The organism is Vreelandella xerophytica, from assembly GCF_968048975.1.
In genome coordinates this window covers 2,888,696-2,901,188 of sequence record NZ_OZ309106.1, presented here as the reverse complement: position 1 = coordinate 2,901,188, position 12,493 = coordinate 2,888,696, and the positions used below count along the sequence as shown (strand labels likewise).

The following is a 12,493-nucleotide window of genomic DNA, read 5'->3' as shown; positions in this document are numbered from 1 at the left end:
GAGGCACGCCCATGAACAAAGGTCTTCATCAGCCTGGCGAGTTTCGTGATAACTGCGGCTTTGGGCTTATTGCCCATATGCAAGGGCAAGCCAGTCACGATCTTCTGAAAACCGCTATCGAGTCGCTGACGTGCATGACGCACCGTGGCGGCATTGCCGCCGACGGTAAAACCGGCGATGGCTGTGGGTTGCTTTTAAAAATGCCGACCCAGTTCATGCGCGAAAGCGCCAAGAGCGCACTTGACGTCGAGCTTGGCGAGCGCTTTGCCGTGGGCGTGGTCTTTCTGCCCAACGATGATGAGCGCGCGCAAGCTGCCCGCGAGCGGCTGGAGCACGAACTCGACAGTCGTGGCCTGAAGCGCCTTGGATGGCGCGAAGTGCCGACGGATTCCAGCGTCTGCGGCCCCATGGCGCTGGACTGTCTGCCGCGTATCGAGCAGATTTTCGTCGAGCCCGGCGACAGCGACAATTTCGCCGTCGACCTGTTCATGGCAAGACGCTATGCCGAGCAAGCACTGAAAGACGATGAGGACTTCTACGTTTGCTCGCTGTCGTCCGAGGTGGTCTCCTACAAGGGGCTGGTGATGCCGGAAGATTTGCCGGCATTTTACAAGGATTTGAACGACCCACGCCTGGAAACCGCCATCTGCGTGTTTCACCAGCGCTTTTCGACCAATACCGCGCCGCGCTGGCCGCTGGCCCAGCCGTTTCGCATGCTGGCCCACAACGGTGAGATCAACACCATCGAGGCCAACCGTGGCTGGGCCAACTCGCGCAAGGCCAACTTCGCAAGCGAGCGTCTGCCCGATATCACCCAGCTTGATGAAATCGTCAACACCACCGGTTCTGACTCCTCGAGCATGGACAACATGCTCGAAGTACTGCTCACCGGGGGGATGGAACTTCACCGCGCCGTGCGCATGATGGTGCCGCCTGCCTGGCAGAACGTGGAAACCATGGACGCGGAGCTGCGCGCCTTCTACGAATACAACTCCATGCACATGGAGCCCTGGGATGGCCCGGCGGGTGTGGTCATGACCGATGGCCGCCAGGCCGTGTGCATGCTCGACCGTAACGGTCTGCGTCCGGCGCGCTGGGTGATGACCAAGAACGGCTACATTACGCTGGCATCCGAGACCGGCACCTACGGCTACAAGCCCGAAGACGTCGTCGCCAAGGGTCGGGTAGGCCCGGGTCAGATGCTCGCCGTGGATACCCAGACAGGGGAAGTGCTGCACACCCAGGACATCGACAACCGGCTGAAGTCCGCCTACCCCTACAAGCGCTGGCTGAAAGAGCAGGCAAGCTACCTGGAGTCGGCGCTCACCGAGCTTGCCCGTTTCCAGAGCATGGATACCGATGCGCTCAACGTGCAGCAGAAGATGTTCCAGGTCACCTTTGAAGAGCGCGACCAGTTGCTGCGCCCGCTGGCGGAAAGCGGTCAGGAGGCGGTGGGCTCCATGGGGGATGATACGCCGATGGCGGTACTCTCGAGCCGCCCGCGTCTTTTAACCGACTACTTCCGTCAGAAGTTCGCCCAGGTGACCAACCCACCGATCGACCCGCTGCGTGAGGCGATCGTGATGTCGCTGGAAACCTGCTGTGGCGCGGAGCTCAACGTGTTCAAGGCCACCCCGGAACACGCGCACCGGCTGATTCTGACCACGCCGGTGCTGTCACCGCGCAAGTTCACTGCGCTCATCAGTCAGGACGACCCGGCGTTTGCCAGCTGTCAGTTGACCCTTGGCTACAACCCGGACGAGACCAGCCTCAAGCAGGCCGTGACCGCGCTTTGCCAGAAGGCCGAAGCCCAGGTGAAAGCAGGTTGCGTGTTGCTGGTGCTTTCTGACGCCGAGCTTCCCAAGGGTGAGGTACCGATCCAGGCCGCGCTTGCCGTGGGTGCGGTCCATAGCCACCTGGGGCGGCTGGCGCTGCGCCCCAACGCCAACATCATCGTGGAAACCGGCTACGCTCGGGACGCCCACCAGATGGCGGTGCTCTTTGGCGTGGGCGCCACGGCGGTGTATCCGTGGCTTGCCTATCAGGTCATGGCGGACATGCATCGGGTCGGCGAGCTGACCGGCAACCCTGCCGATGCCCGGGAAAACTACCGCAAGGGCCTGCAGAAGGGGCTTTTCAAGATCCTCTCCAAGATGGGAATCTCCACGCTCGCCTCCTATCGCGGTTCCATGCTCTTTGAAGCCGTGGGGCTTGCCGATGAGATCATGGAGACCTGCTTTGTCGGCATGGCCTCGCGCATTCAGGGCGCGGGTTTTGCCGAGCTGCAGATGCAGCAGACCCTGGCGGCCAGAGACGCCTGGTCACCGCGTAAGACCATCACCCAGGGGGGGCAGTTCAAGTACGTGCACGGCCATGAGTACCACGCTTACAACCCGGACGTGGTCAAGACGTTGCAGGCCGCAGTGCAGGAGGGCAGCTACGCCAAGTGGAAGATGTTCGCCCAGCTGGTGAACGAGCGCCCGGTCGCCACCATCCGCGATCTCTTGAAGCTCAAGCTCACCGGTGACTCGATTGCCCTCGACGAGGTGGAGTCCGTCGAGAATCTGCTGCCGCGTTTCGATAGCGCCGGCATGTCGCTGGGCGCGCTTTCGCCGGAGGCCCACGAAGCGCTGGCTCAGGCGATGAACGAAGCCGGCGGTCGCTCGAACTCCGGTGAAGGCGGCGAAGACCACGCCCGCTACGGCACCATCAGAAGCTCCAAGATCAAGCAGATCGCCTCGGGCCGCTTTGGCGTAACGCCCTCGTATCTGGTCAATGCCGAGGTACTCCAGATCAAGGTGGCCCAGGGCGCCAAGCCCGGCGAAGGCGGCCAGCTGCCTGGCGGCAAGGTGAATGCGCTGATCGCTCGTCTGCGCTACGCCGTACCCGGAGTGACGCTGATTTCGCCGCCGCCGCATCACGATATCTACTCGATCGAGGATCTGGCACAGCTGATCTTCGATCTCAAGCAGGTCAATCCGGACGCCCAGGTGTCGGTGAAGCTCGTTTCCGAACCCGGGATCGGCACCATCGCCACGGGTGTTGCCAAGGCCTACGCGGATCTCATCACCGTTTCCGGTTACGACGGCGGCACGGCGGCAAGCCCTTTAACCTCGATCAAGCATGCGGGTTCGCCCTGGGAGCTTGGCTTGCCCGAGGTGCATCAGGCATTGCGTATCAACGGGCTGCGCGACAAGATTCGCCTGCAGACCGATGGCGGCCTGAAAACCGGGCTCGATGTCATCAAGGCGGCGATTCTGGGTGCGGAGAGCTTCGGCTTCGGCACCGCACCGATGGTGGCGCTGGGTTGCAAGTACCTGCGTATTTGCCATCTCAACAACTGCGCCACCGGTGTGGCCACCCAGGATGATTACCTGCGCGGGGAGCATTTCCGCGGCACCGTGGATATGGTCAAGAACTACTTCCGCTTCATCGCCGAAGAAGTGCGCGAGCTGATGGCGCTGCTTGGCGTGCGACAGCTCACCGACCTGATCGGACGCACGGATCTGCTGGAAGTGGTTGAAGGGCGCACCGCCGCCCAGCAGAAGCTGGATCTGACGCCGCTGTTGAAAAACGACTTCGTGCCGGCTGATGCCCCCCAGTTCTGTACGGTGAGCCGCAATGTGCCCCACGACCCCGGTGCCAAGAACCAGGAAGTGCTGGGCGCACTTGAAGATGCCATCGAAAACCGCTCCGGTGGCGAGTTCAGCTTCGACATCACCAACTGCGACCGCAGCGTGGGCGCGCTTTCATCCGGCGCCATCGCCAAGCGTTATGGTGAAGAGGGCCTCGAGGAGGCGCCGATCACCGCGCGTTTTACCGGCGTGGCCGGACAAAGCTTTGGCGTGTGGAATGCGCGTGGCCTGAACCTGTACCTTGAAGGCGACGCCAACGACTACGTGGGCAAGGGCATGAACGGCGGGCGCATCGTGATCGTGCCGCCGAGCGTGAGCGAGTTCGAAAGTCACAAGACGTCGATTGTCGGCAACACCTGCCTTTATGGCGCCACCGGCGGCACGCTGTTTGCCGCAGGGGTCGCCGGTGAGCGCTTTGGCGTGCGTAACTCCGGCGCCACTGCGGTCATCGAAGGCGCCGGGGATCACTGCTGCGAATACATGACCGGCGGGCTGGTGTGTGTGCTGGGCGAAACCGGCGTGAACTTCGGGGCAGGCATGACCGGCGGCTTTGCCTATGTGCTCGACGAAGAGCGCAATTTCGTGGATAAGTACAACCATGAACTGGTGGAGATCCACCGTGTGAACACCGAAGTGATGGAGGCGTACCGTCGCCACCTGCGTGAGATGATCGAGGCCTATGTGGCCGAGACCGGCTCGAAGCGGGGTGCGGCCATTTTGGAAGACTTTAGCGACTATGTACGCCACTTCTGGCTGGTGAAGCCGAAAGCGGCGAGCCTGGGTAGTTTGCTGGATCAATCTCGGCGCCAGCCGCAGTAATCCAAATGTGTCCATCGCCGAGAGGAGAGAGATCATGGCCAACCGTTTGAACAACGATTTCCAGTTTATCGACGTGGGTCGTAAGGACCCACAGAAAAAGGAGGCGCACACCCGCGCCAAGGAATTCGCCGAAATCTACGAGCCGTTCAAGCCCACCGAGGCGGCGAGTCAGGCGCACCGCTGCCTGCACTGCGGCAACCCGTACTGCGAGTGGAAGTGCCCGGTACACAACTACATTCCCAACTGGCTGCAGCTGGTGGTGGAAGGCAACATCATCGAAGCCGCCGAGCTTTCGCACAAGACCAATTCGCTGCCGGAAGTATGCGGCCGTGTGTGCCCGCAAGACCGGCTTTGCGAGGGCGACTGTACGCTCAACGACGGTTTCGGCGCGGTCACCATTGGCTCGGTCGAGAAGTACATCACCGACACGGCGTTTGCCATGGGCTGGCGCCCGGATATGTCGAACGTGGTCTGGACCGACAAGAAGGTCGCGGTCATCGGCGCAGGCCCGGCGGGCCTGGGGGCGGCGGACATTCTGGCGCGTAACGGTGTGAAACCCGTGGTATTTGACCGCCATCCGGAGATCGGCGGGCTTCTGACCTTCGGTATTCCCGAGTTCAAGCTCGAAAAGACCGTCATGGAACGCCGCCGCGCCGTGTTCGAGGAGATGGGCGTGGAGTTTCGGCTGAATGTCGAGATCGGGGTCGATATCGAGTTCGATACCCTCGTGCAGGAGTATGACGCGGTCTTTCTGGGCATGGGCACCTACCAGTACATGGCAGGCGGCTTCCCCGGTGAAGATCTGCCCGGTGTCTACAAGGCGCTCGATTTTCTGATCGCCAACGTCAATCGCCGGCTGGGCTTCGAGAAAGACCCAAACGACTACATCTCCATGGAAGGCCGGCGCGTGGTGGTGCTGGGCGGGGGGGATACGGCGATGGACTGTAACCGCACCTCGATTCGCCAGCACGCGACCAGCGTGACCTGCGCCTATCGCCGCGATGAAGAGAACATGCCCGGTTCCCGCCGCGAGGTGGCCAACGCCCGGGAAGAGGGCGTCGAGTTCCTGTTCAACCGCCAGCCCGTAGCGGTGGTGGGCGAAGAGAAAGTCGAAGGCGTGAAAGTGGTGCGCACCCGCCTGGGCGAGCCGGATGAAAACGGCCGCCGCCGCCCGGAGATCGTGCCCGGCTCCGAAGAGGTGATCCCGGCGGATGCCGTGGTCGTCGCCTTCGGCTTCCAGGCAAGTTCGATTCCCTGGTTTGAAGGGTCGAGTGTCGATGTGGACGAGCGTCGGCTGGTCAAGGCCCCGGAACACGGCCGTTACGCGTTCCAGACCAGCAACGAGAAGATCTTCGCCGGCGGCGACATGGTGCGCGGCTCGGATCTGGTGGTCACCGCCATTTATGAGGGCCGCCAGGCCGCCGAAGGCATGCTGGATTACCTGGGCGTTTAAGTCTTCGTGCCAGAGCACAGACGGGCCGTGGAAACACGGCCCGTTTTTTTATGGGCCGATCCTGGTAGAAGGGAGGCAAGTCTTGGGTGCTCAGTTCAAATTGAGCCTTCAGGCGTACTCTGGTATTCTGTCGTCCCATCCTGGTGTGGCTTTCTGCAACACCCATTGATCACGTTCTTACAGGTTTTCCATGACACGATATATCTTCGTGACCGGCGGCGTTGTGTCCTCTCTTGGCAAGGGCATCGCGTCGGCCTCGCTGGCGGCGATTCTCGAGGCCCGCGGCCTTAAGGTCACCATGCTCAAGCTCGACCCGTACATCAACGTGGACCCGGGCACCATGAGCCCCTTCCAGCACGGCGAGGTGTTCGTCACCGAGGATGGCGCCGAAACCGACCTGGACCTTGGTCATTACGAGCGCTTCATTCGTACCAAGATGACTCAGGGCAACAACTTCACCACCGGCCGGGTGTACGAGCACGTGCTGCGCAAGGAGCGCCGCGGCGACTATCTGGGCGGTACGGTGCAGGTGATTCCGCATATCACCGACGAGATCAAGCAGCGCGTCTACGCCGGCGGCGAAGGCTTCGATGTCGCGCTGGTGGAAATCGGCGGCACCGTGGGCGATATCGAATCGCTGCCGTTTCTGGAATCGATCCGTCAGATCCGAAGCGAACAGGGCGCCAACCGTGCGCTGTTCATGCACCTGACACTGGTGCCCTATATCAAGACGGCGGGCGAGACGAAAACCAAGCCGACCCAGCACAGCGTGAAGGAGCTGCGCTCGATCGGTATCCAGCCGGATATCCTGATTTGTCGTAGCGAAGTCGAGCTCGAGGAGAGCGAGCGGCGCAAGATCGCGCTGTTCACCAACGTCGAAGAGCGCGCGGTGGTGCCGCTTCAGGATGCCGATACCATCTATCGCATTCCGCTGATGCTCCACGAGCACGGCCTCGACGATATCGTCTGCGACAAGCTGCGCCTGGAAGCCGAGCCTGCCGATCTCACCGAGTGGGTGAAGGTGCTGGACTCCAAGCTCAACCCGCTGAAGTCGGTCAGCATCGCCATGGTCGGCAAGTACATGGAGCTGCTGGACGCCTACAAGTCGCTCAACGAAGCCTTGATTCACGCCGGTATCCAGGGGCGCATCAAGGTAAACGTCGACTATATCGACTCCGAGGACATCGAGCGCCACGGCACCGAGCGCCTGGCGGGTAAAGATGCCATTCTGGTGCCTGGCGGCTTTGGCGAGCGCGGCGTGGAAGGCAAGATTCTGACCGCCCAGTTCGCCCGCGAAAACAACGTGCCTTACCTGGGCATCTGCCTCGGCATGCAGGTGGCGGTGATCGAGTTCGCGCGCAACGTGGCCGGCTGGACGGATGCCAATTCCACCGAGTTCACCCACGATACAAGACACCCGGTGGTGGGCCTGATTACCGAGTGGATCAACAGTGAGGGCAAGATCGAGCTGCGCGATGCGGCCTCCGATCTTGGTGGTACCATGCGCCTGGGCGGGCAGGTGTGCCACCTGGCCCCAAACAGCCGCGCCCGCGAGGCTTACGGTTCGGACGAGATCGTCGAGCGCCACCGCCACCGTTTCGAGGTGAACAACCAGTTCATCGACGAGCTGGAAAAAGCGGGCCTTGTGATCTCCGGCAAGAGCGTGGATCAGTCGCTGGTCGAGATGGTCGAACTTGCCGACCACCCTTGGTACGTGGCGTGTCAGTTCCACCCGGAATTCACCTCCACCCCGCGTGATGGCCATCCGCTGTTCTCGGGCTTCGTGAACGCCGCGCTCGAGCACAAGGCGCAACGTACGCGTGCCCACGCCGCGCCCCACGACCACGATTAAGGGGACGATCATGACCTCACACGACTCTTCGCCGTCCACTTCCAGCGAGCGTCATATTTCCGTTGCCGGCCTAACCGCCGGCAATTCTTTGCCGTTGATGCTGCTGGGCGGCATGAACGTGCTGGAGTCCGCCGAGCTTGCCGATGAAGTCGCCGCGGCCTACGTCGAAGCGACCACGGCGCTTGCCATGCCCTACGTGTTCAAGGCGAGCTTCGACAAGGCCAATCGTAGCTCCGTGCACTCCTACCGGGGGCCGGGGCTCGAGAAGGGCCTGCAGATCCTGGCCGATATCAAGTCGCGCTACAATGTGCCGATCATCACTGATGTGCACGAACCCTGGCAGGCGGCACCGGTGGCGGAAGTGGCCGACATCATCCAGCTGCCCGCCTTTCTGGCCCGCCAGACGGATCTTGTCGTGGCGATGGCCAAGACGGGTGCTGCGATCAACATCAAGAAACCGCAGTTTCTGGCCCCTCACGAGATGCGCCACATCATCACCAAGTTTCAGGAAGCCGGCAACGACCGTTTGATGCTCTGCGAGCGCGGCTCGAGCTTTGGCTACAATAACCTGGTGGTGGACATGCTCGGCTTTGGCGACATGAAGCAGACCGGCTATCCGCTGTTTTTCGATGTGACCCACTCGCTGCAGCGCCCCGGCGGGCGGGCGGACAGCGCCGACGGGCGTCGCGCCCAGGTCGCCGAGCTTGCCCGGGCAGGGGTGGCCGTGGGGCTGGCGGGGCTTTTTCTGGAAGCCCATCCGGACCCGGATAACGCCAAGTGCGACGGGCCCTGCGCGCTTCCCCTTGATCAACTGACGCCGTTTCTGACACAGCTTTCGCAGCTGGATGCGCTGGTGAAAGGGTTCGAACCTCTCGCCATTCGCTGAACCGGGCGGGCAGGCTTGGCTGGTTCGTATGGACTGATTCTTCTGGACTGGTTCGTCTGGCGCAGGGTGCGCCAACGGGAAACATCGCTATATCAGTAAACCGACAATCAAAGGACGCTGTCATGACCAAAATTGTGGATATCACTGCACTTGAAGTGCTGGATTCACGCGGCAACCCCACCGTTTGTGCAACGGTTCGACTTGAAAGCGGCGCCACCGGCCATGCCTGCGCGCCCAGCGGCGCCTCGACCGGCTCGCGCGAGGCGCTCGAGCTTCGCGATGGCGACAAGTCCCGCTACCTGGGCAAGGGGGTTCTAAAAGCCGTGGAAGCGGTCAATGGCAGCATTCGTGAAACGCTTGTCGGCATGGACGCCCGCGACCAGCGTGGACTGGATAACGCCATGCTCGAACTCGACGGCACCGACAACAAGGCAAACCTGGGCGCCAATGCCATCCTGGCGGTATCACTGGCGGCGGCAAAGGCGGCGGCCAATGCCAAGGGCGTGGCGCTTTACGCCCACATCGCCGAGCTTTTCGGCAAGCCCGGCCACTACAGCATGCCCGTACCCATGATGAACATCATCAACGGCGGCGAGCACGCTGATAACAACGTCGACATTCAGGAATTCATGGTGCAGCCGGTGGGGGCCGAGAACTTCCGTGAGGCGCTGCGCATGGGCGCGGAAATTTTCCACGCGCTGAAAAAGGTGCTCTCTGCCAAGGGACTTTCCACCTCGGTGGGTGATGAGGGCGGCTTTGCGCCGAATCTCTCTTCCAATGCAGACGCCCTGGCGGTGATCAAGCAGGCCGTGGCGGACGCAGGCTATACGCTGGGCACGGACGTGACGCTGGCACTCGACTGCGCCTCCTCGGAATTCTACAAGGACGGCCAGTACAATCTGGCTGGCGAAGGCAAGAGCTTCGATGCCCAGGGCTTTACCGACTACCTCGCCGGGCTTTGCGACGATTACCCGATCGTTTCCATCGAAGACGGCATGGACGAGTCCGACTGGGACGGCTGGAAAGCGCTGACCGACAAGCTCGGCGACAAGGTGCAACTGGTCGGCGACGACCTGTTCGTCACCAACACCAGCATTCTCAAGCGCGGCATCGACGAGAAAATCGGTAACTCCATTCTGATCAAGTTCAACCAGATCGGCTCGCTCTCCGAGACGCTGGACGCGATCCAGATGGCCCAGGACGCCGGCTTCACCGCGGTGATCTCGCATCGCTCCGGCGAAACCGAAGACACCACGATTGCCGACCTGGCCGTGGGCACCTCGGCTGGCCAGATCAAGACCGGTTCGCTGTGTCGGTCCGACCGGGTGGCCAAGTACAACCGTCTACTGATGATCGAAGCCGAGCTGGGAAGCGTCGAGTACCCGGGGCTGAAGGCGATCAAGGGGCAGTAGGACGTTACGTTCTCGGCGTAAGCTTAATCTCAAGATTTTGTAAGACATCTCTTACTTGATGCGAGGAAATTTGCTTATCAGCGTGTTGTTTGAAGCGAATTTGTTCGCTAATTATACGTTAAGTGACTGATGTAAAGGTTTTTTTGAAATTAAGGGCGAGCCAGGAGCTCGCCTTTTTCAATGGTGCGGGCTTTTTGTGAAGTAGCTGATTTCTGTCACACTGTCATCAGGACAAGGGGAGGCAAGGATGCTTTAGGCAGGATAGAAAGTGAGGCAAAGGTGCGCCGGGTGACAAAGTGATTTTAGCCTCGGCAAGGATGTTCACCTAGGAATTATGATCCATGGAGTGGTCAGAGGAAGTGCTTGGAGCGGGCGGCCTACGGGTCGCCTTTTTTTATGCCTGTCGTTTTTTTGTTAATTTAAATTAGCGAGATGAGCGATTGTAAAAATTATTACCAGGTTATAAGAAAAATGCATTGTTATTCCTTTCTATTATTAATTACCATTGCGCGCCTGAATTAGCAGGCTATCTTCATAGCCGTGCCTACTGCTGCGATGCCCTGTTATCGTAGCGTTTATTCGTGATCAGGAGACGTGCCATGCCTTGGTTAGTGGCCATAAACGTATTGGTGTTTACTTTAGCGATCGCGCTGCTTGCGCGCTGGCAAAGGCGTGGGGCCAGTCTTTCCCGCGTCGTCCTGGTGGGGCTGGTGGCCGGTGTGGTCCTCGGTGCCATTCTTCAAGGGCTTTATAGCGATACCGCCGTGCTCACGGGTACGGTCGACTGGGTCAATCTGGTGGGCGGCGGTTACGTCCAACTTTTGAAGATGATCATCATGCCGCTGGTGCTGGTAACGATCCTGTCGGCGGTCACGCGGCTTCACGACGCCAGCTCCCTTGGCAAGATAAGCGTCGGGGTGCTTGCGCTTTTGATGGTGACCACGGCAATTTCGGCGGTGATCGGTATCGGCATGACCCAGCTTTTTGGTCTTTCCGCCGAGGGCCTGGTGCAGGGCGCGCGCGAACTCGAGCGTGGCCAGGACATCATCGAACGCAGCGCCCAGGTCTCGGATCTCACCGTGCCCCAGCTTCTGCTCTCGTTTATTCCGAGCAATCCGTTCCAGGACCTGGCCGGTGCGCGTCCCACCTCGATCATCAGCGTGGTGATCTTTGCCACCTTCCTGGGAATGGCCGCACTCGGTATCAAGCGCGAAAACGCCGCGCTCGGTGACAAATTGATCGATGGCATCGAGGTGATCCAGAAGTGGATCATGCGCCTGGTTCGCATGGTGATCCGCCTCACGCCTTACGGGGTCATGGCACTGATGACCCGGGTGGTGGCGACCTCGAATCTCGACGACATCCTGGGCTTGCTCGGTTTCGTGGTGGCCTCCTACGTGGGCCTGGCGCTCATTCTGGTCATGCACGCGCTCTTTTTGTCCGGGGCGGGCGTCAATCCGCTGCGCTATTTCAAGAAAGTATGGCCGGTACTGACCTTCGCGTTCACCTCGCGTTCGAGCGCGGCCACCATTCCGCTCAATATCGAAGCTCAGGTGGACCGTATCGGCGTGCCGCCGGCGATTGCCAACTTCGCTGCGTCCTTTGGCGCCACCATTGGTCAGAACGGGTGTGCCGGGCTTTATCCGGCAATGCTCGCCATGATGATTGCGCCCACCGTGGGGATCGACCCGCTTTCCATCGAGTTCCTGGCGACTTTGGTGCTCGTGGTGACGCTGGCCTCTTTCGGTATTGCCGGTGTCGGCGGCGGGGCCACGTTTGCGGCGATCATCGTGCTCTCGACGCTCGATCTGCCGATTGCGCTTGCCGGGCTTCTGATCTCCATCGAGCCGCTGATCGACATGGGCCGCACGGCGATCAACGTCAACGGCTCGATGACCGCCGGGACGGTCACCAGCCGCCTGCTCAAACAGCACGACGGCGCGATCTTCGCCGCGGACTCCGAGGAGCTTGGCGAGCCCAAAGCGGTCTGAAGCGCTTTCTTCCAAGCCAAAAAAAGCCACCCTCGGGTGGCTTTTTTCATGGGCGATGGTCAGTGCCCCTAGCGCTCGAGCTTGTCCATCTTGCCGGTCTTGCCGTCCCACTCTTCGGCGTCGGGCAACGGGTCTTTCTTCTCGTTGATGTTGGGCCACACCTCGGAAAGCTCGGCGTTGAGTTCGATAAACGGCTCCTGGCCGTCGGGCAATTCATCTTCGGAAAAGATCGCCTCGGCAGGGCACTCCGGCTCGCACAGGGCGCAGTCGATGCACTCGTCCGGGTGAATTACCAGAAAGTTCGGGCCTTCGTAAAAACAGTCGACCGGGCAGACTTCCACGCAGTCGGTATATTTGCACTGGATGCAGTTTTCGGTAACGACAAACGTCATCGGTTTATCCCTCTTACATGACCGCCGCACGGTGTGGGCATCGTTGATCGTGA

7 protein-coding genes are annotated in these 12,493 nt (G+C 60.9%); 6 read left to right on the top strand and 1 reads right to left on the bottom strand.

Going from position 1 to position 12,493, the window contains the following annotated elements:
- The first annotated feature begins 11 nt into the window (after window positions 1-11).
- The 6 genes from gltB (at window position 12) to ACWF8S_RS13500 (ending at window position 12,048) form a co-directional block, all read left to right on the top strand.
- The gene (gene gltB, locus ACWF8S_RS13525) at window positions 12-4,454 is read left to right on the top strand and encodes a glutamate synthase large subunit (RefSeq protein ID WP_447553876.1); all 4,443 of its coding nucleotides are present in this window, start codon (window positions 12-14) and stop codon (window positions 4,452-4,454) included.
- 34 nt (window positions 4,455-4,488) lie between these two features.
- Window positions 4,489-5,907, top strand: coding sequence for an FAD-dependent oxidoreductase (locus ACWF8S_RS13520; protein WP_447553875.1), 1,419 nt, complete (start codon window positions 4,489-4,491; stop codon window positions 5,905-5,907).
- Window positions 5,908-6,097: 190 nt separating this feature from the next.
- Window positions 6,098-7,759 (top strand): CTP synthase, encoded by a 1,662-nt coding sequence (locus ACWF8S_RS13515; protein ID WP_447553874.1) that lies wholly within the window; start codon window positions 6,098-6,100, stop codon window positions 7,757-7,759.
- Between the two features lie 10 nt (window positions 7,760-7,769).
- Window positions 7,770-8,645: a 3-deoxy-8-phosphooctulonate synthase gene (gene kdsA / locus ACWF8S_RS13510; RefSeq protein WP_447553873.1), complete on the top strand. Its 876-nt coding sequence runs from the start codon at window positions 7,770-7,772 to the stop codon at window positions 8,643-8,645.
- 122 nt (window positions 8,646-8,767) lie between these two features.
- Entirely contained in the window at window positions 8,768-10,057 is a 1,290-nt protein-coding gene (gene eno, locus ACWF8S_RS13505; protein WP_447553872.1) for a phosphopyruvate hydratase, read from the top strand.
- A gap of 599 nt (window positions 10,058-10,656) precedes the next feature.
- The gene (locus ACWF8S_RS13500) at window positions 10,657-12,048 is read left to right on the top strand and encodes an L-cystine transporter (protein ID WP_447553871.1); all 1,392 of its coding nucleotides are present in this window, start codon (window positions 10,657-10,659) and stop codon (window positions 12,046-12,048) included.
- Window positions 12,049-12,116: 68 nt separating this feature from the next.
- Here the strand turns inward: ACWF8S_RS13500 and fdxA are convergent, their stop codons facing one another.
- Complete coding sequence (gene fdxA / locus ACWF8S_RS13495) at window positions 12,117-12,440, bottom strand: ferredoxin FdxA (RefSeq protein ID WP_447553870.1); 324 nt, start codon at window positions 12,438-12,440, stop codon at window positions 12,117-12,119.
- Window positions 12,441-12,493 lie beyond the last annotated feature (53 nt).

What these genes read in the sequence shown, in the direction of transcription:
- gltB (WP_447553876.1), top strand. Translation starts at nt 12, where the DNA reads ATGAACAAAGGTCTTCATCAGCCTGGCGAGTTTCGTGATAACTGCGGC.
- ACWF8S_RS13520 (WP_447553875.1), top strand. Translation starts at nt 4,489, where the DNA reads ATGGCCAACCGTTTGAACAACGATTTCCAGTTTATCGACGTGGGTCGT.
- ACWF8S_RS13515 (WP_447553874.1), top strand. Translation starts at nt 6,098, where the DNA reads ATGACACGATATATCTTCGTGACCGGCGGCGTTGTGTCCTCTCTTGGC.
- kdsA (WP_447553873.1), top strand. Translation starts at nt 7,770, where the DNA reads ATGACCTCACACGACTCTTCGCCGTCCACTTCCAGCGAGCGTCATATT.
- eno (WP_447553872.1), top strand. Translation starts at nt 8,768, where the DNA reads ATGACCAAAATTGTGGATATCACTGCACTTGAAGTGCTGGATTCACGC.
- ACWF8S_RS13500 (WP_447553871.1), top strand. Translation starts at nt 10,657, where the DNA reads ATGCCTTGGTTAGTGGCCATAAACGTATTGGTGTTTACTTTAGCGATC.
- fdxA (WP_447553870.1), bottom strand. Translation starts at nt 12,440, where the DNA reads ATGACGTTTGTCGTTACCGAAAACTGCATCCAGTGCAAATATACCGAC.